Origin of the sequence: Paenisporosarcina quisquiliarum, from assembly GCF_043641925.1 — a bacterium.
GTDB lineage: Bacteria > Bacillota > Bacilli > Bacillales_A > Planococcaceae > Paenisporosarcina > Paenisporosarcina quisquiliarum_A.
The window spans coordinates 53,395-80,188 of sequence record NZ_JBHZRU010000013.1 but is presented as its reverse complement, the minus strand read 5'-3'; the positions used below and the strand labels follow the sequence as shown (position 1 = coordinate 80,188).

At 37.4% G+C, this 26,794-nt stretch carries 28 protein-coding genes; 12 read left to right on the top strand and 16 right to left on the bottom strand.

Annotated elements, in window-relative coordinates; translation table 11 throughout:
* Positions 1-31 precede the first annotated feature (31 nt).
* Positions 32-1,429, bottom strand: coding sequence for an MATE family efflux transporter (locus ACHUE4_RS11045; RefSeq protein WP_394189954.1), 1,398 nt, complete (start codon positions 1,427-1,429; stop codon positions 32-34).
* A gap of 131 nt (positions 1,430-1,560) precedes the next feature.
* Between ACHUE4_RS11045 and ACHUE4_RS11040 the strand changes: the two genes are divergently transcribed.
* Entirely contained in the window at positions 1,561-2,055 is a 495-nt protein-coding gene (locus tag ACHUE4_RS11040) for a hypothetical protein (protein WP_394189952.1), read from the top strand.
* A gap of 64 nt (positions 2,056-2,119) precedes the next feature.
* Here ACHUE4_RS11040 and ACHUE4_RS11035 read toward each other — a convergent pair whose 3' ends face one another.
* A complete protein-coding gene (locus tag ACHUE4_RS11035) occupies positions 2,120-2,560 on the bottom strand; it encodes an SRPBCC family protein (RefSeq protein ID WP_394189950.1) in 441 nt (146 codons plus the stop codon).
* Positions 2,561-2,752: 192 nt separating this feature from the next.
* The gene (locus tag ACHUE4_RS11030; RefSeq protein ID WP_394189948.1) at positions 2,753-3,802 is read right to left on the bottom strand and encodes an LLM class flavin-dependent oxidoreductase; all 1,050 of its coding nucleotides are present in this window, start codon (positions 3,800-3,802) and stop codon (positions 2,753-2,755) included.
* Positions 3,803-4,346: 544 nt separating this feature from the next.
* Between ACHUE4_RS11030 and ACHUE4_RS11025 the strand changes: the two genes are divergently transcribed.
* From ACHUE4_RS11025 to ACHUE4_RS10995, 7 genes are all read left to right on the top strand, one after another.
* The gene (locus ACHUE4_RS11025; RefSeq protein WP_394189946.1) at positions 4,347-4,751 is read left to right on the top strand and encodes a hypothetical protein; all 405 of its coding nucleotides are present in this window, start codon (positions 4,347-4,349) and stop codon (positions 4,749-4,751) included.
* A gap of 83 nt (positions 4,752-4,834) precedes the next feature.
* Positions 4,835-5,020 (top strand): hypothetical protein, encoded by a 186-nt coding sequence (locus ACHUE4_RS11020; protein ID WP_394189944.1) that lies wholly within the window; start codon positions 4,835-4,837, stop codon positions 5,018-5,020.
* A 100-nt stretch (positions 5,021-5,120) separates the two neighbouring features.
* Entirely contained in the window at positions 5,121-5,435 is a 315-nt protein-coding gene (locus tag ACHUE4_RS11015; RefSeq protein WP_394189942.1) for a hypothetical protein, read from the top strand.
* Positions 5,436-5,458: 23 nt separating this feature from the next.
* Positions 5,459-5,959, top strand: a complete 501-nt coding sequence (locus ACHUE4_RS11010) for a hypothetical protein (protein ID WP_394189940.1) — start codon at positions 5,459-5,461, stop codon at positions 5,957-5,959.
* A 145-nt stretch (positions 5,960-6,104) separates the two neighbouring features.
* Positions 6,105-6,956 carry a GNAT family N-acetyltransferase gene (locus ACHUE4_RS11005; protein ID WP_394189938.1) on the top strand — a complete coding sequence of 284 codons (852 nt, stop codon included), beginning with the start codon at positions 6,105-6,107 and terminating at the stop codon, positions 6,954-6,956.
* A 311-nt stretch (positions 6,957-7,267) separates the two neighbouring features.
* Positions 7,268-8,029 (top strand): peptidoglycan editing factor PgeF, encoded by a 762-nt coding sequence (gene pgeF, locus ACHUE4_RS11000; protein WP_394189936.1) that lies wholly within the window; start codon positions 7,268-7,270, stop codon positions 8,027-8,029.
* Positions 8,030-8,185: 156 nt separating this feature from the next.
* Positions 8,186-8,734 carry a DUF6143 family protein gene (locus ACHUE4_RS10995; protein WP_394189934.1) on the top strand — a complete coding sequence of 183 codons (549 nt, stop codon included), beginning with the start codon at positions 8,186-8,188 and terminating at the stop codon, positions 8,732-8,734.
* 63 nt (positions 8,735-8,797) lie between these two features.
* On the opposite strand, the gene safA is transcribed toward ACHUE4_RS10995, so the two are convergent.
* A complete protein-coding gene (gene safA / locus ACHUE4_RS10990; protein ID WP_394189932.1) occupies positions 8,798-9,403 on the bottom strand; it encodes a SafA/ExsA family spore coat assembly protein in 606 nt (201 codons plus the stop codon).
* Between the two features lie 361 nt (positions 9,404-9,764).
* Between safA and ACHUE4_RS10985 the strand changes: the two genes are divergently transcribed.
* Positions 9,765-10,304, top strand: a complete 540-nt coding sequence (locus tag ACHUE4_RS10985; RefSeq protein WP_394189930.1) for an ECF transporter S component — start codon at positions 9,765-9,767, stop codon at positions 10,302-10,304.
* Between the two features lie 91 nt (positions 10,305-10,395).
* On the opposite strand, the gene ACHUE4_RS10980 is transcribed toward ACHUE4_RS10985, so the two are convergent.
* The 8 genes from ACHUE4_RS10980 to ACHUE4_RS10945 form a co-directional block, all read right to left on the bottom strand.
* Positions 10,396-12,006: a malate:quinone oxidoreductase gene (locus ACHUE4_RS10980; protein WP_394189928.1), complete on the bottom strand. Its 1,611-nt coding sequence runs from the start codon at positions 12,004-12,006 to the stop codon at positions 10,396-10,398.
* 378 nt (positions 12,007-12,384) lie between these two features.
* Entirely contained in the window at positions 12,385-13,215 is an 831-nt protein-coding gene (locus ACHUE4_RS10975; RefSeq protein ID WP_394189926.1) for a MetQ/NlpA family ABC transporter substrate-binding protein, read from the bottom strand.
* 16 nt (positions 13,216-13,231) lie between these two features.
* Positions 13,232-13,894, bottom strand: coding sequence for a methionine ABC transporter permease (locus ACHUE4_RS10970; RefSeq protein ID WP_394189924.1), 663 nt, complete (start codon positions 13,892-13,894; stop codon positions 13,232-13,234).
* Positions 13,887-14,636 carry a methionine ABC transporter ATP-binding protein gene (locus ACHUE4_RS10965; RefSeq protein ID WP_394189922.1) on the bottom strand — a complete coding sequence of 250 codons (750 nt, stop codon included), beginning with the start codon at positions 14,634-14,636 and terminating at the stop codon, positions 13,887-13,889. The genes ACHUE4_RS10970 and ACHUE4_RS10965 overlap by 8 nt, the downstream gene beginning before the upstream one ends.
* Positions 14,637-15,118: 482 nt before the next feature.
* Positions 15,119-16,231 carry an SPFH domain-containing protein gene (locus tag ACHUE4_RS10960; protein ID WP_394189920.1) on the bottom strand — a complete coding sequence of 371 codons (1,113 nt, stop codon included), beginning with the start codon at positions 16,229-16,231 and terminating at the stop codon, positions 15,119-15,121.
* Positions 16,232-16,248: 17 nt separating this feature from the next.
* Positions 16,249-16,836 (bottom strand): hypothetical protein, encoded by a 588-nt coding sequence (locus ACHUE4_RS10955; protein ID WP_394189918.1) that lies wholly within the window; start codon positions 16,834-16,836, stop codon positions 16,249-16,251.
* A 625-nt stretch (positions 16,837-17,461) separates the two neighbouring features.
* Entirely contained in the window at positions 17,462-19,693 is a 2,232-nt protein-coding gene (katG, locus tag ACHUE4_RS10950; protein WP_394189916.1) for a catalase/peroxidase HPI, read from the bottom strand.
* A 430-nt stretch (positions 19,694-20,123) separates the two neighbouring features.
* Positions 20,124-20,540: an Ohr family peroxiredoxin gene (locus ACHUE4_RS10945; protein WP_394189914.1), complete on the bottom strand. Its 417-nt coding sequence runs from the start codon at positions 20,538-20,540 to the stop codon at positions 20,124-20,126.
* A 103-nt stretch (positions 20,541-20,643) separates the two neighbouring features.
* Here ACHUE4_RS10945 and ACHUE4_RS10940 point away from each other — a divergent pair, with 103 nt between their 5' ends.
* On the top strand, positions 20,644-21,087 hold the full coding sequence (locus ACHUE4_RS10940; protein WP_394189912.1) for a MarR family winged helix-turn-helix transcriptional regulator: 444 nt from the start codon (positions 20,644-20,646) through the stop codon (positions 21,085-21,087).
* Between the two features lie 105 nt (positions 21,088-21,192).
* Here ACHUE4_RS10940 and ACHUE4_RS10935 read toward each other — a convergent pair whose 3' ends face one another.
* Both ACHUE4_RS10935 and ACHUE4_RS10930 read right to left on the bottom strand, forming a co-directional pair.
* Positions 21,193-21,753 (bottom strand): DUF4256 domain-containing protein, encoded by a 561-nt coding sequence (locus ACHUE4_RS10935; protein ID WP_394189985.1) that lies wholly within the window; start codon positions 21,751-21,753, stop codon positions 21,193-21,195.
* A 4-nt stretch (positions 21,754-21,757) separates the two neighbouring features.
* Positions 21,758-22,177, bottom strand: a complete 420-nt coding sequence (locus ACHUE4_RS10930; RefSeq protein WP_394189910.1) for a hypothetical protein — start codon at positions 22,175-22,177, stop codon at positions 21,758-21,760.
* 187 nt (positions 22,178-22,364) lie between these two features.
* Here ACHUE4_RS10930 and ACHUE4_RS10925 point away from each other — a divergent pair, with 187 nt between their 5' ends.
* Positions 22,365-22,577 (top strand): nucleotidyltransferase domain-containing protein, encoded by a 213-nt coding sequence (locus ACHUE4_RS10925; protein WP_394189908.1) that lies wholly within the window; start codon positions 22,365-22,367, stop codon positions 22,575-22,577.
* A gap of 8 nt (positions 22,578-22,585) precedes the next feature.
* Here ACHUE4_RS10925 and ACHUE4_RS10920 read toward each other — a convergent pair whose 3' ends face one another.
* Together ACHUE4_RS10920 and ACHUE4_RS10915 are read right to left on the bottom strand one after the other, a co-directional pair.
* Positions 22,586-23,779, bottom strand: a complete 1,194-nt coding sequence (locus ACHUE4_RS10920; protein WP_394189906.1) for a DUF4317 domain-containing protein — start codon at positions 23,777-23,779, stop codon at positions 22,586-22,588.
* 279 nt (positions 23,780-24,058) lie between these two features.
* The gene (locus ACHUE4_RS10915; RefSeq protein ID WP_394189904.1) at positions 24,059-24,499 is read right to left on the bottom strand and encodes a cell wall hydrolase; all 441 of its coding nucleotides are present in this window, start codon (positions 24,497-24,499) and stop codon (positions 24,059-24,061) included.
* A gap of 816 nt (positions 24,500-25,315) precedes the next feature.
* Here ACHUE4_RS10915 and ACHUE4_RS10910 point away from each other — a divergent pair.
* Entirely contained in the window at positions 25,316-26,791 is a 1,476-nt protein-coding gene (locus ACHUE4_RS10910) for a spore germination protein (RefSeq protein WP_394189902.1), read from the top strand.
* Positions 26,792-26,794 lie beyond the last annotated feature (3 nt).

Here is a 26,794-nt window from a genome sequence, read left to right as displayed (position 1 = left end):
CTCTATTATAAGCGAAAGTAAAAGCATTCTCTTAATTTTCTGCTGGTAATGGGGTTTGATTTTCATCAGCTCCTGGACCGACCAAAGCATATTTCTCCCATTTGCGACTCTTCCATCGGAAATACATAATAATCCCGCGTATCCATTCATCAGCGGCAATGGCTAACCAAATTCCTGGCAGACCCATATCTAATACGAATACCAAGAAATAACCTAATGGCAAACTCATCGCCACCATCGAGAATACGCCGATTAGCACAGGGAATCTTGCGTCTCCCGCTGCACGCAGTGAATTGATGATGACAATATTCAACGTACGACCGGTTTCTAATAAAATACTTAGAACGAGCACGGATGTGGCAATTTTGATGACCTCAGGATTATCAGTAAACAAGCCAATGAGCTGATTTCGGAAAATGATGACCAACGTCACGGTGCTTAAAGTGAAAATGAGTGCGAACTTCAAACTCTTCCATAAGCGAGTGTACGCTTCATCTTGTTCATTCGCCCCAACTAAACGGCCAATGATAATCGCTGTACCCATTCCGATCGCGATGGCGAATAAAAACGTAAACATGGAGATGTTCATGGCATATTGTCTTGCTGCCAAAGCTTCTGCTCCCAAATACGTTGCATAATATAAGAACACAATCTGACACGCCTGGTACATCACTTGCTCAAAGGCTGCCGGAATCCCAATGTGAAGGATTTTCCCAATGTATTCTTTTGAAAGTTTCAAGTAATAGCTGAATTTTACGCGATATTCAACCACTTGATAGAGCAACCAGAAGAACACAAGCAACGCTAGGAAACGGCTAGCGATAGAAGAAATGGCCGCACCTTGCACACCCAATTCTGGGAAACCAAATTTCCCAAAAATCAGCACGTAGTTCCCAATCACATGGATAATATTCATCCCGAGTGACACATACATCGTTTGTTTCGTCCAACCATGCACTCGAATGATTGCTGCTAACGAGTTAATAATCGCTTGAAGGAAAATGGCTCCCCCAACGATCGATAAGTATTGTTCTGCATATTCGAGCACGTCGCCTTGTAAATTCATTGCCTGCATCATACTTCGGGCGAATATAAAATATCCTGCACTCATTAGTAAGCCAACAACTAAATTTAACGAAACGGCAGTCGCTGAAATTTTAGAGGCTTCGAGATACCTCTTTGAACCAAGGTATTGCGACACAACAATTGCCGCTCCGGTTCCCACGACTTCTAAAACCAATATCGCAATATGAATGTACTGATTCGCTGCTCCAACACCAGAAACAGCATCATCCGAAAGCGCACTCAACATAAACGTATCGACAATACCCATTAACATAAATAAAAACACTTCTAAAAAAATTGGCCACGTTAAGCTAAATAAATTCAACTTCTCTTTCGGACCTGTACTCGCCTTCATTGTAGCCATTTAAAAACCTTCTTCCCGAGTTAAACAATTAAGATATCTTACCAATTAATAGCGGAAATTGCTATACCGACGCACCAAGATGAAATGAAAGCATAGCTTATAGAAGGATTTGTTTTAAAGGAGGTATTCGTTTGGTTCAATTTTTCTTTTTTCGAGGAACAGTCACTTCAATTTCTGAATTTTTCATTGGGGCAAATGGGGAAGGCGCAGGTTGTTATACATTAGTATCCGTTGTAAATGGTGACGGGGGTACGGTCAATTTTGTTGTATCACCTGACACATACTTTGTGGATCAAGCAATGGTCGCTGTCGGAGATCAAGTAACGGGTTATTATGATGGGAACGCACCAGTACCTCTCATTTATCCACCACAATATCGCGCACTCATCATGGTCAAGGAAAGTCCATATCAACAAGTGAAAGTAGACTTTTTTAATAACCAATTAGTAAGTAGTGATGGACAATTAAAATTAAACCTTTCCCCGTATACGTCCATTACGATAAGAAATGGGCAAGTGTTCTCTCACAGTATTGAGAACCGCAACTTAATTGTCATATATGGTCCTTCTACTAGAAGCATCCCTGCACAAACGACTCCCTATCGAATTATTGTGTGGTGTGGTTAATTTCTTTCTAACAAAAAATGCGACCGAAGATGGAATCTCGGCCGCATTTTTTAATTGGTAAAGGCTATTCTTTATGTTGTTCGATATACTGTTTTAATTTCACCAAGTGATCTTTATCTTCTTTTTTTAAGATCATTTCAAATAGTGGTTTAATAAGTGCATTTTTTAATCCTTTTGTGTGTATCAGTCCATTAAAATCGACAGTTGTTCCAATCTCTTGTGCCAGGAAACGATACTGGTATTCCACTGTCATGCCGAAATTCTCACTTTTTACCGTATATTTTTGATTCGGAATAAATTCAGATATGACGAGGACCGTATCAACTTCTTTTCCTCTTATATTTCTAACTTCCTTTACTCTTGTTCCAACTTGCATTGGTCCTTCTGTTAACTTTTCTGTCTTCACTACGTTTTCCATAATGAACGGAGCATGCTCAAAATCCGTTGTAATTGCAAATACTTTTTCAACTGGTGCATTAATAAAGACGGTTTCTTTAAATGCCATGTTTACTCACTCCTACGGTTTTATTTGTGTGTCAAATAGACTTTTTTCAGACAATTTCTATTTTATAATTCAAGATACCACGAATTCCCACTTTATTCTTGAAGAATTTATCAATAAAAAAACAGTGAGGATATCCTCACTGCTCACATCATGCAAAGTAGGTAGAAACTATATGCATCTACTATCCGATTTTTACTGAGTTGCTTCCCACTTCGCAACTTCTTCCCGAACTCGAGGTGCCACTTCTGTGCCTAACAACTCGATTGCTTTCATAACGTCGGCATGTGGCATTGAGCCTACCGGTACATGAAGCATAAATCGAGTGATGCCTACATTTTTACGCAAATCAATGATTTTATTCGCCACCGTTTCTGCATCCCCTACATAGAGGGCTCCTTCAAAGCTACGAGCAGCATCGAAAGCAGCTCGATCATAGTGACCCCATCCACGCTCACGTCCAAGGACATTCATGACTTGTTGCGTAGGAGGGAAAAACTTGTCTGCAGCTGTTTCCGTATTCTCTGCAATAAAACCATGCGAGTGAGAAGCAATAGGTAGCTTCGATACATCGTGTCCCGCTTGAGCTGCTGCACGTTTATATAGCTGAACAAGTGGCGCAAACTGAGTTGGACGTCCGCCAATAATGGCTAAGACAAGAGGTAAGCCAAGTACTCCAGCACGGATAACAGATTCGCTATTCCCCCCGCTCCCAATCCAGATTGGTAACGGATCTTGAACTGGTCGTGGATAAATACCGAGATTATTAATGGATGCTCGGTGCTTCCCTGACCAAGTTACTTTTTCAGACTTCTGAATTGTTAAAAGCAAGTCCAATTTCTCATCAAAAAGCTCATTATAGTCTTGCAAGTCATAACCAAATAGCGGGAACGATTCGATGAATGAACCCCGTCCTGCCATAATTTCTGCACGTCCGTTTGAAATACCATCAAGCGTCGCAAAATCTTGGAACACACGAACCGGATCGGCCGAAGAGAGAACTGTAACTGCACTCGTAAGTCGAATACGTTTCGTCTGTGAGGCAGCGGCAGCTAATACCATCGCTGGTGAAGATGCCGCAAAATCTTCTCGATGATGTTCGCCAACACCGAATACATCTAAGCCAACTTGATCGGCAAGAACAATCTCCTCTACCACTTCACGTAATCGTTGGGCGTGGCTTACCACTTCACCTGTATGAACATCAGGTGTCGTTTCTACAAACGTACTGATTCCAATTTCCACTTCAAAGACCTCCTGTAAAGTTTCTATAAAAAGCTGTTTTTTCTAATATACTTCAAATTCGAGATATTTTCATTCCGAAGGATTCGCTCGAACTTTTTAAATCGTTTGACATAAATGGATGTATCTTGTCATAACATGATGATACCTAATGCCATCAATGTTTGGAGGGATCAGTCACTCTGAAAAAGGAATATAAAGCGGCAAATGTTATCAAGACGGGAATCAGTTATGGAACTTGCCTGTCTATGATCATCTCCTACAGTGCTTACCAGTCTATAGGTTGGGCTATTGTTCACGGGTGTTTCAGCTGGATTTATGTTGTTTACTATTTTATTAAGTACTCTCCTGGATTATTTTGATACATGACAGACAGACTTCTGCATTGGAAGTCTGTCTTTTTGTGGGTTTTCAAAAATGGAAATTGAAGTTTTGAAATACGGTTAGGGTGATCCGGGGAGGATTAACGCTTTTTTTGTTGAATTTATTGAACTAACACATTGCGTTCGTTAAAGAAGAGTTTATTTCTGGTTTAGGGGTGCTTAAAATGAAGAAAATTATCTCTATTATCCTTATTCCCCTTTGTTTATTGATTGGACTATTTTTTTACAAAGGTAGTATCGAGAGTTTTAAAGAATACTTAGGCGAAGAAAGCATTGAATTTACTGAAGTATCCATTAACCATAAATCTATATTTGATAAAAGACTGGTCGGAAAGGAACCCCATCACCTTGAAATTAGGAATGAAGGTTTCCTGCATATCTATAAGTATCCGAGTAAAAGCTTAGCTCAAAAGGCAAGAGATACTTTTATTAAGAAAACAGAATCGATGGATCTGGTAGCCCATAAGTTATATGTGGCAGAAGATATGTTTATCATCTATGAAGATCATAGCGCAGCAAATGAGTTCAACAAGTACCTGTCCGAAATAATAAGTGAGTATAAAAAATGAATATGTTTGCTGATTTGCAATTTGGTAGCACGACTAAGAAACTGGCATTTTAATAATGATTATTATTTTTGGGAGGCATTCATTTGAACAATGACCTATTGAAAGTATTCTTTATAATATGGGGGCTTATTTTATTTTTTGAGTTAGTATGGTTTGCTTCATTCTCTTATGGAGCTCACTCACCATCAGATGCTATATTTGCTATCACTGTGATTGCAGTAACTAGTGTATTTGGTTCAGTTGGATTGTGTTTATTTAAAAGAGCGTGAATATAATTCCAGGATAGCTGAAGATGGAACATCTAAAAATATTTTAGAAGGTCAAGGAATATTTAATACGTAGCAAATTCATATCGAGGGTGTGTTAATAGTGGAAAGGGAAATCTCATTATTTATGATTAATGCTTTGTGGGCTTTTGTTATATTGGGTGTTGTACATTTACTATCTATATTAGTTTTCAGCAAACATAAACAAATGATTTCAATGATTCATACGTTTCTTTTATTACTATTAATACATTACTTCATCATCACTCAAAGAGAATATTTATTTGATGAATACCGTGCTACTGCATATTTAACAATCGCTCTAGTGTTACTTGGGTATTATATTTTCTTTAGAAATTTGAAATCATTTATTAGAACAAGAAAATCTGAGAGAGAGTCAAGCAGCGAGGAATATTAGATGTTTTAAAGGAGGAAGTGATGATGAGGAAAAGGTCTATTTCTTATGCAATTTGTTTTCTTGTCATGGTTTTAGGACTGTCTGGTTGTGTGACAAGTAATAATAACGGAGATGCGAATGTAAGTGATAAGCCGAAAATTTCCAATAACTCAAAGACTGTGGTTGATTTTAAAGTAACAATAAATGTTCAAAAAAGCCAAAAAGCACCTAAAGTTTATGCCACAATTACATATATGGGAGAAGAGGCTGAAAAAGATATCTTTCATGGTGGAAGTATTTTTTTCTTTAACATTTATCAACAAGACGGTGATTTTGAATATATAGGATCTATGAATCTCCCATTGTTAACAACAACGCTGATTCAAAATAAACCTCTTCGAGTTGATTTCAATGGAATTGAGCGATTAGAGCTGGGGTCAGGAAATTATAAATTTGAAGCAGTTGCTAATTTTTCTTTGGATTCAGATAAAGTAATGGAAAGCAAAATTGAAATTCCTGTTTATAAAATTGAGGAAATCGACTAATTTCTTCTACAATTAATGCAGCGGTTTAGTTGAAGAAGAAGGAGATAATTCACTTGTACCGAATACATTCATTAAGCCTTACTTCAAGTAGGAAGTTGGGCTTTTTCTTATTCTACAATCTATAGAAGATTAGGAGGAATACTTCATGATACGTAAATACCAAGATGATGACATTGAACAAGTAACTCAATTAATAAATAAAGCAAGTTCAAAATATAAGATGCTAGATTCAAATGCGATCAAAGTAAGTTCTGTCGAATTCATTGTATTTGTTGAAAAAGAAGTAATCCTTGGGTTTGCATATGCAATAAGCATAATAAATGATGCAAAAGAATCTGAGGCACAAATAAAGGTGTTTGTAGATACCCCATATAGATTACATGGGATAGGTAAGTCATTAGTGGAGTACATTGAAAGAAATTTAATTAAAAGAAATACAGTAATGTTGACCTCATATTTCAAGGTGAATCTTGAAAATCCAGCTGAATTTTGTCATAAAGCGGGTTATAAGAAGTGGTGGGGATCTCCTGAATTGTTTTATGTCGGCTCTGGATTCCCTAAAGTGGCAGTGGACTTTGTACAATATGAAGATAAGTATTTTGATACCTACTTAAAGGTAGTACAAGAATCATTTTACGATGTACATGTAATTAATGATATTAAACCTTATATAGCTACCGAAGAAATAGTTAGAAGGTATAAGTTAAATAACAAAGAAAATGTGTATCTTCTTTTAGAAGATGATAAAATACTAGCTTCCGTAACGATTGGAAATGGGACAGTTGAGAATTTAATGGTTACTAAAACTGCACAAGGTAAAGGTTACGGTAAAAAGGCACTTCAGTTTGCTATCAATACGATGATAAGCCAAGGTAATAAAGAAATTCGAATTTCCTATATGGAAGGTAATGATTCTGCAGAGAATCTATATCTTTCGTTAGGATTTAAACCGTTACATAATACACACGTATACCGTAAAATTATTAGAAATAGCTAAGAAAATTATATTCAGTTTACTTGCCTAACTGGCATGTTGGTGAAGGTAGTCGTAAAGAGATGTAACGGAGTTTCTGGGTGCTGAAGTTAAATAACGGTTACAAAAGCTCTCACTCTATATAATAAAAAACGAACGAACTAATAATAATTTAAGGTACCTTTTTAATGGATCTTTTTACAATATAAATTCTTTATGTCTGTCGTGAAATATGGGTTGCGAATTGTTTTTTATCAATTTTTTTAAAAAACTACAATAATTGACTATCCTATACATCATCCCTACCCTGCTATATATTAGAAACAGGTGATGATATGAAAACAACCATTTATTTAAACAACGAAAAACTTATATCTGGAACATCTATGAAAGATAACTCTGAACCAGAACAAAATAACATGGCGCTTCATGCATGTGAAAATCCTGAACTCATCCTTGCAAATCGCGAAAAATTAGCTACGACTTTGCAGTGTGAACTGAATGATTTTGTTTGTGCGAATCAAACACATAGCGCGAACTTTCATAAGGTAACACTTGCTGACAAAGGACGCGGAGCAGATCGAATAGATACAGCGATATTAGACACGGACGCATTATACACGTATGAGCCTAACATAGTTTTAAGCAGTTTTACTGCCGATTGTGTTCCCGTTATTTTTCACAATGAAAGTACAGGCCTAATTGGCGTCATTCACTCCGGATGGCAAGGGACAATAAAAGAAATTTCCTTGAAACTGTTTGAGCATTTAAAACAAGTAGAACAATGTGATTTACGTGATGTCCATGTTCAAATTGGTGCCGCGCTAAGTCAGGAAAAATTTGAAGTCGATGAAGATGTGTACCTGAAATTTAAAGCGCTTGGCTACGCGGATGATTTTATGTACTACAATGAAGAGTCCAACAAGTATCATATTGATAATCAACAAACGGTAAAAAAGCAATGTGAGTTAGCTGGTATTCCCGCTTCTCACATTAAAATCGATCCCACTTGTACTTATGTAAGCCCTAACGGTTTCTCTTATCGTCAAGACAAGAAGAGTGGCAGGCATTTAAGTTTTATTATGAGAAAAGATTAGATTTGATCAATTTCAAGAAGCACATTAACTTTATTCGTTAATGTGCTTTTTCTTTATCTAGTCCTTTCCGATGAAATGATGGGAATCAACTTTTTCATTTAGTCATATCTTATTTAAGACTGTAATTAAGTAATCCAAAGAAGAAAGGATTTTTAATTGAAACCAAAACAAAAGGGACAAAATTCACAATTCATTAAGGCGGTGGAAATCCCCCAAGAGCTTTATCAATCTTTAAAAGGGAAATATTTCGTAGGCTATGCTGATGAATTAAATTTTGGGAAAGGAACGAGTACATGGGCAAGACTTTATAATCCACCGAATTCGGGAGTTAATCTTCACGTCAATGTTTGGACAGTTACAGACGTATCCGATTCCACTTTCCGTGCTCAATTTTGGTTTAATGCAACGCCTTCCGAAACGCCAATTGACTCAGAATTTGTCACTCCATCCAATACGGCGATATCGCCTCTTCCAAAACCCAACATTAAGCTTCAATATGCTACAAACGTCTTGAATGAACCGACTGGGGGAATTAAAGCCTTCGTCCGAAGAGCAGAACCTGAAACGACAATCGTTGATGTTGAAAATGGAAAATTCATTTTCCCTCCAGGCGGATCCTTCCTTGTATTTTTATCCAATCCTGAAACTCCTGACGTTGTTACTTCCGGGAGAATCGCATTTGGATGGTGGGAAGCTAAAATATAATATATTTCAAGATAATCAAAAAAGCACATCAACGGTAATCGCTGATGTGCTTTCGTATTTCTATTATTTTTGAATGAACATTTGTGTCCAGTAATTTCCTTCTACATGTCCTACACCAATATGTGTGAAGTTTTTACTCATGATGTTCGCTCTGTGTCCTTCGCTGTTCATCCAAGCTTGTACTACCTCAGATGCCGTTCTTTGACCTTTTGCAATGTTTTCTCCAGCGGCTCTATACGTAATGCCAAAGTTCTTCATCATTGTAAATGGTGAACCATACGTTGGGCTTGTGTGACTGAAATAGTTTTTGTCACGCATATCTTGAGACTTAAACTCTGCTACTCTTGCAAGTTCCCAATCACTCTTTAAAGCAGGAAGTCCAGCTTTTGCTCTTTCCACGTTAACGAGTTTCGTCACTTCTTGTTCGATACTCGCTTGTTCTTTTGTTGGGACATTAATTGTTTGTCCAGGATAAATCAAATTTGGATTCGCAAGATTTGGATTCGATTCGATTAATTCCTGAACGCCAGTTTGTGTTTTCACTGCAATTCTCCAAAGAGAATCTCCTGAAACTACTTTATATGTACTATTCGCCATAGCTGTTGTTGGGGAGAATAAAGCTATTGATAGTAATGAAGCTATTGTGACTTTTCCTACTTTTTTAAACATCGACTCAATCCTTCCAATTTGGTATATCTTCATGATAAATAGTTTGGAAGGTTAATAAACCTCTTAATATATGGATGGTTTTTTACAACATCATTACAGGTGAAATAAACAATTTAAAATCTGTTGAGATAGAACGCATTTTTGCAAGAGAACCAGATATTTATTTGAAATAAAACTGTAATAGGAAAGAATTACTATATGTGAATTTAGTAGTTTCTTTCATTTTAAAAGAATCGTTTGCTGAATTTTAGCCTTCCCTCTAAAACTGACCCCTACATTTTATTCAAAACTGATACTTTTAAATATGCCAGACCTTTGCTAATCTTATCTTGAATTCAAAAGGTGAGGAAGGTAACTAACTATGCAAAATATACAAGGTTATTCAAGTTCACGTAAACGAACATTTAATTTGATTATTACCTCTATGCTTATTGCACTTGTTTTCGTTGCAACTGTTTTATTAAATATCAGACTGCCGATTGCAGCAAATGGTGGGTTAGTCCATATGGGAACCGCTATGCTATTTATCGCTTCTATTTTATTTGGCCCTAAAAAAGGTGCGATTGCTGGAGCTGTTGGGATGGGGTTGTTCGATTTATTCGCTGGATGGACTCTGTGGGCACCTTTCACGATTATTGCTCGCGGCTTACAAGGATATATTGTAGGGAAAATTGCTTGGTCAAACGGCCGTAATGGAAGCAGCGTTGCTTTCAACTTACTAGCTATGATCGTTTCGATCCCTCCGATGTTAGCTGTTTACTACGTATGTGAAGGAATTTTATATAATAACTGGATTGCACCAGTTGCCTCAATTCCAGGAAATATCACTCAAAATGTTGTTGGGATTATTGTAGCAATACCTGTTGCGATTATGCTAAAAAGAGTATCATTCTTTAAATAGACACTACTATGTACGACTAATTTCATGAACATAAAAAGAGAAGTAGAAGCTTAGTGTAATAAGCTCTCTACTTCTCTTTAATTATCGTTGCTTACGCTTTTTCATTTACTTCATTTACTTCATTTACTTCATTTACTTCAATTTCATTGTTTTCTTCGATATGTCCTGCATGCACAATTGTTTCTTCTTCAAGAGAAGTAGAGTCAATGATTGGCTGTTCTTTTTTGCTTAGGCCAAGTGCATTTGCTGTAGACGAATGCATTTCTTTTAATAGCTCAGGGTTGTCCATTAAAGACATACCGTAAGTAGGAATCATTTCTTTAATTTTCGGTTCCCACTCTTCAACATGTTGCGGGAAGCATCTTTTAATAATATCCAACATGACTTGCACCGCAGTTGAAGCCCCTGGAGAAGCACCTAGTAATGCGGCAATCGAACCGTCCGCAGCCGTGATTAATTCCGTACCGAATTGAAGTGTACCTTTGCCACCCGCTTCAGTATCTTTTATCACTTGCACGCGTTGTCCAGCTACTACGATGTCCCAATCCTCAAGTTTCGCGTTTGGAATAAACTCTCGTAACTCTTCAATGCGTTTTTCTTTCGAAAGCATCACTTGCTCGATTAAATATTTTGTTAACGACATCTCTTTTGCGCCAGCTGCTAACATTGTGACAAGATTGTCTGGTTTTACAGAAGTGACTAAATCTAACATAGAACCTGTTTTTAAAAACTTCGGTGAGAAGCCAGCAAATGGTCCGAATAGCAACGATTTTTTATTGTCGATAAATCTTGTATCAAGATGTGGAACTGACATTGGGGGAGCCCCAACTTTAGCCTTGCCGTATACTTTAGCATGATGTTGCTCAACGATTTCAGGCTTGTTGCAAACTAAAAATAAGCCACTTACCGGGAAGCCGCCAATCTGTTTTCCTTCGGGGATCCCAGACTTTTGCAGCAAATGAAGACTTCCGCCTCCGCCTCCAATAAAGACAAACTTAGCCTTATGGCGTTCTACGTTCCCTTTGTCGTTACGTACTTTTAGTTCCCATGAGCCGTCACTCGTACGATTCATATTTTCAACGCTATGTTTGTATTTCATATCGACATTTTTACTCTTTAAATGGTCAAACAGCATGCGAGTTAATGCACCAAAATTAACGTCTGTTCCATTGTCGATTTTAGTTGCCGCAATCGCTTCGTTCGCTGGGCGATCTTGCATAACCAATGGAATCCATTCTTTCAAAATCTCATGGTCATCGGAGAATTCCATGTTCTGAAAAAGAGGATTATTTGACATGGCTTCAAAGCGTTTCTTTAAAAAAGCAATATTTTGTTCTCCTTGTACCATACTCATATGAGGCAATTGCATGATGAAGTCTTGCGGATTGCTGATCAATTTGTTTTTAACAAGGTGAGACCAAAACTGCATCGAAAGTTGAAACTGTTCATTAATTTGAATCGCTTTACTAATATCTATTGACCCATCTGGCTTTACACTTGTATAGTTCAGTTCGCACAATGCGGCATGCCCTGTTCCGGCGTTATTCCACTCATTCGAGCTTTCTTCTCCCGCACTCTCAAGCTTTTCAAAAACGGTAATATTCCATTTTGGTACTAATTCTTTTAAAAGAGTTCCTAAAGTCGCACTCATAATTCCGGCACCAATTAAGATGACGTCTGTATTTTTTTGTTCAATGCTCATTTTTACCAACCATCCTTACCCTAAAATTGCAGAACGGATGTAGGCGCTCCTGCTTAGGATACACACAAAGCCTAGGCGAGACCTAGTCACACACCTTTTCTGTTTCAATGATGTCCAAACTATAGTGTAATACAATTTTATATAGAATAAAACATTCCTACTGCCTACCATTATAAGCTATTTAGAAACAAATGTTTATACAGCAGGTCCTAAGAACACATATTAAGCCGTCAGTGAAACTAAACAACGCTTTGATGGTGCGACTTCAAATACTTTATGCATAGTGATTATTCTATTTAATAGAGAACTTTCCTAATCTCTTTATAAAAAAGGGCTATTCTAAGTTGGAAATCAACTCGAATAGCCCTTTCTGATTTATTATTTAAAAGCTGGAATTGCCGTTTCATCATAATTTTCTTCTAAAAACTTGCGTACTTCTGGGCTAGTCATAGCTTCAGCTAGTTTTTTAATGGCCTCTGAATCTTCATTATCCTTGCGAGCCACTAACGTAATGGCAAAGTCGTTTTCGTCTCCTTCAGTTAGAAGAGCATCACTTTTAGGCGTTAAACCAAGTGGTGCTGCATAAGCAGGCGTCATGACTACCGCATCAGCGTCATCATACATTCTAGCTAACATTAACAAATCGACTTCTTCAAACTTATAGTTCTTTGAATTCTCTTCAATATCAGCTGTCGTATAGTATGGACCTGTTTTTTCTTTTAACGTGATGACATTGTGTTGTGCTAATAAAGACAAAGAACGATCTATATTCGATACGTCATTCGCAATGGCAATGACAGCACCTTCAGGTAATTCGTCCATCGACTTGTAGTCTTTTGAATACGTACCATAATTCGCAAAATAAATCGGTTCGATAGGCACTAAGTTTGAATCATTATTTCGATTGAATTCCTCCATGTAAGGAACATGTTGAAAGAAATTCGCATCCACTTCTTCTGCTGCAAGCGCACTGTTAGGTTGAACATTATCTCCTAAAACTACGATCTCAAGATTAATGGATTCCTCTGCAAGTTTTGGTTTAACAAGTTCCAAAATTTCGGTCATTGGGGGAATCAAAGAAGCCACTTTCAACGTTACTTCTTCTTGATCATTTTCTTGCACATTGCCTTTTTCCTTCGTTTCTTCCTCTTTGCCACAACCAGTTAAAATAAGTACAAACATTGTCATTAGTAAAAGTAATTTTTTCATATTTCCTCCTAATTGTTTATCTTTTATCAATCAGTCTCGATACAGTTGTCCCAGTAAATTGGATTAGTTGTACCAGTATGACCATAATAATAATCATGTAAATCATTAAATCTGTTTTAAATTGTTGATAACCATATCGAATGGCAAAGTCCCCAATACCACCGCCTCCGACGACTCCCATAATCGTCGAATAGGAAATGAAACTAATAATCGATGTTGTTAATCCGAGAACCAGTCCCGAACGAGCCTCCACATATAGAAATTTAACGATTATTTCTTTAACAGAAGCACCCATCGAAATGGCAGCTTCCATAACCCCTCTTGGTACATCCAATAAAGCTTGTTCGACTAATCTCGAATAATGCGCAATCGCTATTATAGCTAACGGAACTGTTGCTGCCGCAGTTCCAATAGCCGTTCCAATGACGAACCTTGTAAAAGGGATTAAAAAAACAACTAACAATAAAAACGGAAAAGAACGTATGATATTCACCAATAAATTCAAAGTCGAAAACGCAAATCGATTTTCTAGCACTTGCCCCTTCCTTAATAGGAATAGGAACGTTCCGACCGGGAGACCTACAAGAATCGCCGCTAATATCGAGACACCTACCATTACAAAGGTTTCTCCAATAGACGATAAAATTTCTGCTTCATATTGAACTAATATTTCAGGCATCATGAATCTCCCCACCCGCAGTTAGTTGCTCGACAAAGTATCTAGGGTTGTTATCAATCATTTGAATCCTACTTGGTTCAATTAACACAGTGTCATAGATTTCACCATTTGCGAGGACGGTGACGCGATTACATATGCTTTTAATGACTTCCATCTCATGACTGACAATGACAATTGTAACACCTAGCTTTTTATTGACATCTTCTAATACCCCTAAAATTTCAGCAGTTGTATTCGGATCAAGTGAAGAGGTGGGTTCATCGCATAATAAAACTCGAGGACTATTCGCTAGAGCTCTTGCAATCGCAACACGTTGCTTTTCCCCGCCACTTAATTGTGCAGGATATTTTTCACTAAAAGTCTCTAACCCTACAAATTCAAGACAGGTCATCACGCGGTTTCTCCGTTCTTTCCTTGGAAAACTCGCTAATTGTAAGGATACAGCTACATTCTCATAAACTGTTTTATTCGCCACTAAATTAAAATGTTGAAAAATCATCCCAATCGATTTTCGTTCTTGTCGAAGATCTTTACTACTCAAATTCGTTAAGTTTTGACCATTTACTTTGACTTCACCGTCATCCGGAATTTCCAACAAATTCATTAGCCTCAGCAAAGTAGATTTACCCGCTCCACTAGCGCCAATAATCCCATGAATCTCACCTTTATCTATTTTCAAAGAAACAGATTTAATCGCCTGAAATCGTCCAAAACTTTTACTGACGTCATGTAATTTAATCATAAAAAAAACCCCTTTCTCGAAGTTGAAGGGTGATTACAATGTTTATTATTATAGCCTTAACTGCTTGGACTGTCATTTAAGGACACTTTAAAGAAGTGTAGGTAACAATCTTATTGATTGCAAGTTTATGTTTTTTAAAAAGTTAAAGAGACAGCTTTTAAACAGTCTCTTTAGGCGGCTCACTTCTGTTCAACTTGCAACTCATTAATTTAATTTATAATTACCTTGTTCAGATTGACCTACTAAAATTACTTTGTCTTCTTATTTTTAAAATATTTCCATTTATGGTCTTGTAATAAATTCATTTTAGGAAGATATTCTAAATTCATCATTCTCCCCTTTGTTTCACCAAAACTTATATCCGCTCACTTTTTGGTAGGTAAATATATGTTCAAATTTTACCCCGACACATCCTCAAATTTGTTGAGTTCTCGAGGTTATTTCTATCTTTTCAATTTTTCCAAAAAATTTTTTGTTATGAATTATAATCCCATTAGCTCTCTCTTTTTTGTATTAAACTCTTCTTCCGTTAGGATTCCTGCGTCCATAAGGTCTTTAAATTTCCTTAGCGTTTCAATCTGTTCATCAAAGGACAATGTTTTCTTCGGCTCTGCTTTAGTGCCTAATCCTTGAGCCGTATTCATTCCGAAAATCATACCAGCTGCATCACCAAGACCGTTGTCCAGAATACCTTGTGAAATTTTCTGTTGTGCCGCAATGTTGGAGGTCTTTTGAGAAACATCGTCATAGGCCTTAATATTCATCTTGTGAGATGAATATTGCTTCACAAGTTCTCTTGAATCATCTGTAAATTCGATATTTTCAATTGATACCTTAACGATTTCTAATCCAAAGCGCTCTCCCCACGTACCCGCATTATCCGAATCATGAGCAATCATATTTGAAATAACATTTGCTTGCGACGGAAGCTGAGAAATTCTATATTTGCTCGAAAGTGAGTTTAAGACTACTGTAAATGATTGCAGGAACTCTGACAAAATTTGTGACCTTACTTGGACGTCATCAAAAGAGTAATAGGTAACATTCGCTGGCACAAAGTTTCTTATAAATTTAACTACATCTTTAATCTGAATTGTAAACGACCCATATGCAAATATTTCGAGATCTGTTCCGTAATACATGTCATTATAGACTTGGGCTCCACGGGTTCCAAACTTAATATCTCTGATTTCGCGCAGATTTATAAATGCGATTTGTTTCTGAACTGCAGAAAAACCACCATATCCTATGCGATCTTTAACTTGCTTAAAGATGGATTGTTCAATACAGTCACCGTTGAATATACTGCTCTGACCATTTTGATATTCATATCCGCCCGCTTCTGTAATAATATCTTCAATTCCTGACTGGCTATAAATAAATGCAGCAGTGTTCTCAGGCACATAGATTTTTGAGCCATTAGAAATAATACCACTCGATCCATTCATATTTGTCCCACGCCCGGTATTTGTGGACTTCTGAACACCAGGTGCGATAGCTGTGCGTTCATCAAATACTCCTGCAGTAATAATATCTTTCCATTGATTCGCGAAAGTACCAACAATAGCTCCAGTAAATGCATTTATAATTCCCATATAACTGTACCTCCCTCTTATAATACTTGAGCAGTGTCACAATACTTGCAATACATTGTTTGTCCTTTGTTTCCAGTAAGAGGTGCAGAACAAGAGATACACTTTTTAGTTACCTTTTCGGATGAAACACCATTATCTGTTTTTTTAGAATTTATACCAATAGTATTTTTGAAAGTATCAACAGTTCCTTTAATTGTTTCTGCAAGATACTCGGTTCCAGGAATTGCAAAACCAAGGGGAACAGTGGTTGACTCATTTCCCGTTACTAACTTAGTAATGGCATTTATCCATTGAACAACCTCTTTTTTGGTCATAGACTGAAATCCGAAACATTCATGTCCATTTAGGAAATAAATTTCAAGTTGTGAACTACCATTCCGCTGTTTTCCTAAAATGGCTTGAGGTTCCCCATTAAATATTTTGATTTGATTCACAGCGTACCTTTTTACATTCTTTGTATTTCCGAACACTCCTTTTTTAACATGTATAATGTTTTGATTTGTAAGAATAAGTTCATCCGTATGAATCGCCATCAATCCCCCGTGTGCTACATTCTGACTCTTAAGGATGATTGATTCATTCGGCATTAAATTAAATACTGCCATAGCATAACCTCTAATCTTTCTGCTTTATATTAATAAATGAAGTTAGTAACCTTAAATTGCATAAATCTAGTTCAACCTTTTTAAAGATTAATCATGTACTCCGAATTAATATAATAGGTATATTATATTCCATTTGTTTACCATATACTATACATAAATAGGTAATAAATAGTAAGTAACCATCAGTCGAAGAACTAATTAATGTCCATCTCTAGTCGATCACTAGGGATGTACAACGAAGTGGGTCCTAGAGGTGATGCTGTATCTAATCCTCGAACTATTATTAAAATTGATAGAAAAGAACAACTTCATCCAACACAAGAAAAAGGACATAAATAGAAGAAACCATTATAATGCGACTCAATTACACCAACTCATGACTCTAAATCTTTATAAGCTGCAACAATGGTGCCTAGCAAATAATTTATCCATGAAAAAATATCATTCGTTGCTTCGTGCCAACCAATCGATGACTTTCGCAGCGATTCATAATCATCAAAAACAATACATAGCTGTTAGTCGATAGTCAGCATGACCATTCATTCGATTACTTAAATAATAATGAACAATCATTTTCGCAAAAAAATCCTAGTCAGGGTTATGCTCTGACTAGGATTTTTCTTACTTAGTTTTGTAAATCAAAACGATCGGCATTCATCACTTTACTCCATGCTTGGATGAAATCACGAACGAATCTTTCTTTACTGTCATCTTGTGCGTACACTTCGGCAATGGCCCGCAGAATGGAATTAGATCCGAATACTAAGTCAAAACGTGTTGCTGTGCGAACGACTTCACCTGTCACACGGTTTTTACCTTCGTATTTATTGAAACCTGCTGGCGTCCATTCAATGTTCATATCTAGTATATTGACGAAGAAATCATTTGTTAATGTGCCAACATTATCGGTAAAGATTCCTTCAGCTGCCCCTTTATAATTTGCACCTAATGCACGCATACCACCAATTAATGCCGTCATCTCTGGTGCTGTTAAGCCAAGTAATTGTGCTTTATCAAGCAACATTTCTTCTGGGCTTGTAGCATATTCTTTCTTTTGGTAGTTTCGGAAACCGTCTGAGACTGGCTCTAATACATCAAAGCTATCCGTTTCCGTTTGTTCTTCGAGTGCATCTCCGCGACCTTGAGTGAACGGAACAGTCAGATCAAAACCAGCTGCTTTTACAGCTTGTTCTAGTGCAACATTTCCTCCAAGGACAATCAAATCAGCGAGACTTACTTTATTTCCAGTACTTGTTTTCAAGTTTTCATAGACATTTAGCACGTTTGCTAACTCTTCTGGCTCGTTTACTTCCCAGTTACGTTGAGGCGCGAATCGAATACGAGCTCCGTTTGCACCACCACGTTTGTCTGAACCACGATATGTGCTTGCAGAAGCCCAAGCTGTTTTAACTAACTGTTGAGAAGTTAACCCGCTTGCCAAGATTTTCTCTTTTAAATCGTTTAATTCCTCAAATGTTAGCGTGTTCTCTGCTTTTGGTACTGGATCTTGCCAGATTAATACCTCTTCAGGAACTTCTGGTCCCCAGTAACGCTCTTTTGGTCCCATGTCACGGTGAAGAAGTTTGAACCACGCACGAGCAAACGCATCTGCAAATTCATCCATGTTTTCATAATAACGACGAGAGATTTTTTCATATGACGGATCCATGCGAAGTGCCATATCTGCAGTTGTCATATTTGTTTTCACTTTAATCGAAGCATCTTCTGCATCCGGTGCCATATGATCTTCTGGTAAGTTTTTTGCAGCCCATTGATACGCACCAGCAGGAGATTTAGTTAACTCCCACTCGTATTCAAATAGTTGCTCAAAATACCCATTGTCCCATTTTGTTGGGTTAGCAGTCCAAGCTCCCTCAATCCCACTTGAAATGGTATCTCGGCCTTTTCCTGAACCATACGTACTCTTCCAACCAATACCTTGGTTTTCAATTAAAGCCGCTTCTGGATCATCCCCTACATGAGAAGGGTCTCCTGCACCATGTGATTTACCAAACGTATGACCACCCGCGATTAATGCAACTGTCTCTTCATCATTCATGCCCATCCGTGCAAACGTCTCGCGAATATCCACGGCACTTGCAAGAGGGTCTGGTTTACCATTTGGTCCTTCTGGATTCACATAAATTAAGCCCATCTGAACTGCAGCTAGTGGGTTTTCTAAATCGCGATCACCAGAATAACGATTATCTGCTAACCATTCTTTTTCATTCCCCCAATATACGTCCTCTTCTGGTGCCCAAATGTCTTCGCGCCCCGCTCCAAATCCAAACGTTTTAAAGCCCATCGACTCAAGTGCTACATTTCCTGTTAACACCAACAAATCGGCCCAAGAAATTTTGTTTCCATATTTTTGTTTAATTGGCCACAGCAAACGACGAGCCTTATCTAAGTTTACGTTATCAGGCCAACTGTTTAACGGTGCAAAACGTTGATTTCCAGTAGAACCACCGCCACGGCCGTCTGCAGTACGATACGTACCTGCTGCATGCCATGACATACGGATGAAGAACGGACCATAGTGACCGTAGTCTGCTGGCCACCACTCTTGACTATTTGTCATTAAATCGTGAAGATCTTGTTTTAATGCATCATAGTCTAACTTTGCAAATTCCTTTTTATAATCAAAATCATCCCCTAAAGGATTCGATTTCTTATCATGTTGATGCAGAATATTGATATTCATCATATTCGGCCACCAGTCTTTATTCTGCGTACGACCTGGTTTTGTTGATGTCGTAATCGCACTATCTTTGTGACCACCCGTTACTGGACATTGTGCATCTCCTGCAGCTGTGTGGCGCTTTTCATCATTGTTATCATGTACGTTGTTTTCCATTTCCTAAACCCTCCTATGAAAAATAGTGTCTTTCTATCTGTAAATCATAATGCTGGGTGTTTCTAATAAAGGATAGTTATTCTTACATTAGAATTATAATAAAGTAGAGAACATTTGAAAAGTATTAAGCATCCCAATTTGAGCATCGAATACATATTTTTTAAGATTGTAAGAAGCAACTACTTCTAGTTTAACTTCGAATCTCTTAGAAAGACATCGATAAGTATTTAATTTTATGAATTTTCGGTAAATTAAATAGAGAGGAAATGATAACGCCCATAACCGTAGAGTTTGAACATCATCATTTTAAAGCTTAACAAGTAGATTAAATGGATTTGGATGCCTTAATAAATATGTTCACTATAAAATAAACCTACTCATTTTAGATTGAAATGAGTAGGTTTATTCATATATATAAATTTGTATTTGCTTATTCTGCCTTAACGTTGAATGATACTTCTACATTATTACGAATCGCATTTGAGAATGGGCAGACTTTGTGACCTTCTTCAACAATCATCTCTGCCGTAGACTGATCTACGCCTTTAATCGTAATATTCATTTCAACTGAAATAGCATAACCTTCTGCACCTTTGTTTAAAGATACATGAGAAGTAATTTCTGAACCTGCTAATTGAATACGTTTTTGCATTGCCGCAATAGTCATTGCAGAATCAAAACAGGCTGCATAAGCTCCTGCGAATAATTCTTCAGGCGTTGTCTTACCTGTCATATCCACGCCAGGCATTGGCATTCCAAGTTCTAAATCATACGTTCCACTTTCAGAAGCCACACTCCCTTGACGACCTCCTACAGCTGTTGCAGATGATGTAAATAATTTTTGCATCCTATTTCCTCCTCATTACTATGTTATAATTAAGTTGTGTACAATTTAATTATAGGCAATTCAATTGAAATAGCAATTCATATGCTTTTAGGAGGTACTCACGTTGAATGCATTACACTTAACCAATCAGCTATGCTTCCCGTTTTATTCAATTTCAAAAGAGATTACAAAACGCTATCGACCGCTTCTTGAACCACTTCACTTAACCTATCCACAGTATTTGGTGATGCTTGTTTTGTGGGAACAAGATCGAATTGCGATGAAAGAAATTGGAGCTCGCTTAAAATTAGATTCTGGTACGCTTACTCCACTTATCAATAAACTAATTGCCATTGGGTACATTGAAAAAACGCGTAATCCTGATGATGAACGTCATCTTGTGATTCAGTTAACTGCTAAAGGACTTTCTTTAGAAAATGAAGCACAACAGATACCTGAAAAACTAGTTGAGATTCTCGGTCTGACTGAAGGTGAATATGTTCGCTATCAGCAGATGCTCGCGGAGCTTTCTATGAAGCTTGGATTAAATGATGATGCAACATGTTAATTGGCGTTTTGCCCATACTAAAAAACAGCACTGCCCGATGATGCATTCGGCGGTGCTGTTTGTATTTATAATGAATCAAGTATTCACTGTTCTTTTCCAAGAAAACTAAACTTTTAAAACTCCTCTGAACCCTCTCGCCGCATAATACGAATCGGCTCCATTGTGATAAACGAATACGGTATTGTATCTGCGATCTCCAAATAAGGAACCTCCGAGTTTACGGATATCGGCAGGGGTAATGATCCAGCTTGATGTCTTAAGATCAAACTCTCCCAGTGTCTGCAAGTAGCGGTACTGCTCTTCATCCAATACATCTATTCCCATTTCAGCAGCCATTTCCAGCGCTGAGTTTTCTGGCGGAAATTTCTTACGTCCTTCTCGCGCTTCACGATCGTAGCAGACACTTCTGCGCTCTTTCGGACTTTCTTTTGCGCAGTCGTAGAAGTGAAACATATCAGTGCTCTCATCATACGCGACCACGTCGGGCTCCCCGCCCGTGCGATCCATTTCCGATAGCGACCAGACGGCATTTGGATTCTGTTGTAGTTTCTTCTCTACCTGGTCCCATAAGTGGCCAGTATGGCGATCCATATGTTTTTCGAATCGTTGCTTCAATGTCTCGAAAAGTTCTTGCTTTTGATCATCAGTAAGGGATTTCTTTTTCATCATCTCACTCCTTCTCTTCAATCTTCCATGGCAATATAATCTCTACCATTATTTGTACTACCTCTTGCGGAAACGTCTCAGGTACAAAATCCATTTCCTCCGTTGTAAAATACAGCGTATAGTTTTCCGTTTTGTGAATGAGCGGTTCTGCTCCAAGTCCTGGACAACTTCCAATAAAGTGATAAGTGGCTATGTAAAGATGCCCTGCTCCTACCTCATCCACTTGCATAATCTCACTCGGCTTTTTTGAATCGATTCCTAACGTTGCTAATAATGTAATCAACTCAATAGGAAACGCAGGTAAATTTGCAATGTAGTTTTGACAATAGGCGCAATCACATGACTCTAGAGAATATGGAAGCAACTTCATTTTTTCATGTGTTTGCACTTGATCATAGCTGATTTTGGATAGTAGTGAATGCATGGTAATCACCTTTTGGAAATATCTATTTCTTACTAGATTACCTCAAATGCACTCTAAAATGAAATCAGTTCACACCAAACTGAATTTTAAGTAAAACTTACTAGTTAAACTGCGAAAAAATTAACCGTAACAAGGGAAAGTGTGATTTTCTTAATAACGGCTATAATTAAAATAAGGTGGTGATAACGTGCTTTCTGAGAAAACTCAACAGCAATTGATTCAGATAATCAATCAACAACTAGACACTGATTTCATCATCCTTTTTGGTTCATTTGCAAAAGGGACTGAACGAGAAGATAGCGATATCGATCTAAAGCAGTTATCATCATATGAACGGTTTATACTTTCTGGCCAACTAGCAGTTATCTCTGGTTGTGAAGTGGATTTAATTGATGGATAACCCAACTCCTACTCTAACAAATCTTCCGAAAGTAGCTTGAATCCTTCAATCATCGTGTCTTCTTCTACCTCAATCAATATACAGCGTTTGCCATTGTAATTGACCTGTTTAACATATCGCAAGTCTTGGGGGCTGATCGCAATATTGGCAACTTTTGTGCTAATTTTGATTGACTTGGAAGCGTAGCTTGGAACGATATGGCTTGCTTTCATTTCGTAGTTTTTATCTTCAACCACTTGCTGAAAGGCTCTTTCCACTTTTTCTATACTGACATCTTTTACGCCGCTCGCCTTCAGCACACGTGCAACCTCTACAGTATCCAAAGTAGGAACACTGCTATCTTCGTCCTTTTCATCTTCTTCCACCTTGAGCATATGATTGATTTCATCATATAAACCTGCGAGAGTTCTCGAATTCACTTCATCACCAATCACGACTTTAACGATTTCTTCAAATACCGCTTTGTCTTCCTCAGCAGTCATAATTTCATCGCCGTTCAAAACCTTCTCGATAAATTGGAAATCCGGTTTATTAGCTTTGCTTGCGGCATACATGATGTGATGAATGTCTGCGGCGTTATCCGTGAAGCTAGGGAATAAAAATCCACCAATTGGAGTGGCAAGTTTAATAACTGGATCAACCAGCAAACTCGACTTAAACTCTTTCTCGATAAAGTCAAACACCAGTGAACGTTTTGGCAGTTCGGTTTGATTCATACTACAGAGGATAAAAGGAGTGGTAAACACTTCATCCCGCATGTCAATTTCCGTTTCATCTGACTGGCGTTTCGTCGTTTTATTATAATTTCCACGAATGAAAGTGACTACCATGTCCTTTTCATATTGGGTGTCCTGAATCATCTTCAATGTGATCTGTTGCATATCTGCTTTCCATGCATTTACATCATCCCTGCGAAGTCCCTCATATAATAGCTGTTGTGTATGGTCCGTCTGCCCTTCTTCTTGACGTTGAAACTTTACCTCAAATAGCTTCACATCCAGCTTCCCGCCTAAAATCTTTTTAAAGTTATCAAGAAACATCTCTTGCTGTTCGCGGTCCAACAAAGAAAATGAGCTGCTCGCCTCATGATAGATTTCATTGCTTTCCTGCTTGATGTACACATTATAAATGTCAGCGATTTTTAGTAAATCAGAATCCATCTTAAATCGTTTGCGAATATCTGCTATATCCTTCTTATTCATCTATAATTTCAACTCCCTGGTTAATAAAATACGTGTTAGGCACAAAAAAAAAAGAGCATCCAAAGCTATCGTTAGCTTTTGACACTCGTTCATTATAACAATATTTAAGATCCAAAAAGACTTACTCGAAAAAAGTCATTTCTTCTAACTTATAAAATAGCCACATGCAGCAGTATTGCGGGACTTGAACTCCTCACAAATGGTTGTTTGACTCCGTACAAAGTGGTTTACAACAAATGTTGTTTACTTTTCAACATGCGACACATTTTAAAAGATAAACTACCCCATATAAACACTGTCACACGTTCCAGCTATTGGTTCATAATAACAATGATTTTTATATTGACCTGCGAAAGGTTGATTATACCAAGTTGGAGGACAAGGACCATATGGATTAAAGTACCAAAGTGCATATTTCCCTGGATGTTGTCTCCAAAAATCCAAATTCTGTTTTGCTAATCTTTTTTCTACTTCTCTTGCTCTCTGATAAAACATATTACCTTTTTGAACAGCTTCAAACGAATAATTATTTCCTTGTACCTGAAAAATCACATCATTAACCGTTCTTACATCCTTAAAGTCTAAACAATCTGCTTTAACACGATTAACAATTACATTTCCCACATATAACATTCCTTGCTTTCCTTCACCTTCGGCTTCTGCTCTCATCATCCTTGCCATTAAATCAATGTCTGAGCTTTTGTATTTTACTCTTGGCATTTATTCACCCCAATAATATTGTATGAAAAACAGCCAATATTAATGCAATTGTATAATAAAATACAGTATTTACATGAGCTGAACGCGTTCGTCATTCTTCCAATAGGAATAGAAAGAAGCAGCTAAAGTTTTTACTCTAACTGCTTCTTTCGGAATGATACTATAACGTCAAACACTATAATAATAATTATTCTGAGAAAAAGAATAAAAAAATGAAAAAACCTCATTTTCTTATGTTAAGTTTCCCCATAGCATGACCTAATGAGGTTTATTCTCTTTTCCATTTTAGATAGCTGGATGAAGTTCTCCTACTCCAACTGCTCTTCCGCAAGCAGCTTAAATCCTTCAATCATTGTGTCTTCTTCCACCTCGATCAATTGACAGCGTTTGCCTCCTACATCATCTTTATGAAGTCCCTCATAAAAGTTGTTGCGTATGGTCAGTCAGCCCCTCTTCTAGACGCGCTAAAACTTTACCTCGAACAGCAATCACATCCAGTTTTTCACAACTTTTTTCAAGTTGGCACGGAATAGCTCTTGCTGCTCCCGGTCTAGCTAAGAAAAGGAGTCTCTAATTTTAACTCCCTGACTAGTGAGATTCGTGTTTTTCAAAAAAAAGAGCATCCAAAGCCACAGTTTAGATTTTTACACTTCTTTATAATAACTATCTTAATGGATTGCCTTTGTTCCTCTTGGGTCGTTATGCACCTCCATGTGTTTTGTATATTTTAAAAATAACTTGTTAACAATGTGTATGAATTTAGAATGTTTTTGTACGACTAGAATTGTTTTTTCTCAATCAGAGGGTGGGATAAACATGTTTTGGAAAAAAAAACAAAGTGAAAGTAAGCTTGTTGCTCAAACAATAGCAGAATCAGAATTATCGATAGAAGCTCTGAAAAAAAGCCTTGTTCAAATGGATGATGCAGAATTTGTGGAAATTGACATGTCCGATATTCGAAAAATTCATCTTGTATACATACGAACTCTCATTGACCAAGAAAAATTAAATGAAAGCATAATCAAACCATTAAATAATTGTTCCGAACCGTCTATTCAAGATTGCATTGTGAATTCCTCAATTATTCCCATTCCTACTTTTATAGAGGCAAAAAAACAGTTGTTTACAGGGTCTATTTTGTTTTTTGATTCTTCGCAAAACCTTTGTTTAGCTGTACCCTTAAAAAATCCGATTGGACGTGCCATTGAAACTTCCGAAACAGAAACCATTCTGTTCGGAGCAAAAGACAGTTTTAGTGAACAAATAGAACAAAATATTACGCTTATTCGAAGACGACTCCCCACACATGAACTTAAAGCAGAGAAGTTTACTGTCGGTTTTTCAAGTGAGACAAGTGTTGTTTTAATGTACATGGAGGGGCTGACTAATCCAGATTTTGTTTCAACAGTCAAAGAGAAGATTTCTGAAATTAATTTTGATCTCTTCTTTGACTCCTCTCAAGTTGCGGCATTCTTGGAGGAACATCCAAACAGTATTTTTCCTCAGTTTCAGCAAACTGACCGGCCTGATGTAGTTGCTTATTCTTTGGGATTAGGAAAAGTCACCATTTTGGTAGACAATACACCATTTGCTCTAGTTGCCCCCATTACTTTTTTCCATTTGTTCCAATCACCCGAGGACTATATTAATCGATGGGTAGTTGCCAGTTTTTTGCGCATCATCCGATATGTCAGCTTTATTCTGTCAGTCACATTGATCCCATTCTATGTGGCATTGACAACTCATCACTATCAAATGATTCCTATACAAACACTTCTGGTCTTGGTCGACTCAAGAAGCAAACTTCCTTTCACTCCTTTTTGGGAAGCATTAATCATGTTAATTTTTATTGAAATTATAAAAGAAGCAAGTTTGAGGATGCCTACAAAAACGGGTCAAACACTTGGGGTTATTGGAGGTATTGTGATTGGTCAAGCGGCTGTTGATGCTGGATTCGCTAGCAAGGTTTTAATTGTCATGGTTGGAATCTCGACAATAGCTTCCTTTCTTATTCCCAACTATCTAATGACAAAAGCAAATTCATTAATTCAATTGATGCTTCTTGTTTTTTCTTCATTACTTGGATTAATCGGGATTGCACTAGGAATCATTGCTATATTAGCCCATCTTAATAGCTTGTCTTCAATCAAGCAACCCTATTTTTCACCAGTTTCTCCTTTCTTTAGAAAGGATTGGAATGATCTCTTCATTAGAGGCCCATTAGTCAAAATGAAGGAGCGTCCAGAGCATCTTAAACCTCTAAAACTGAAGAGATATCAAAATAGGAGATGACTT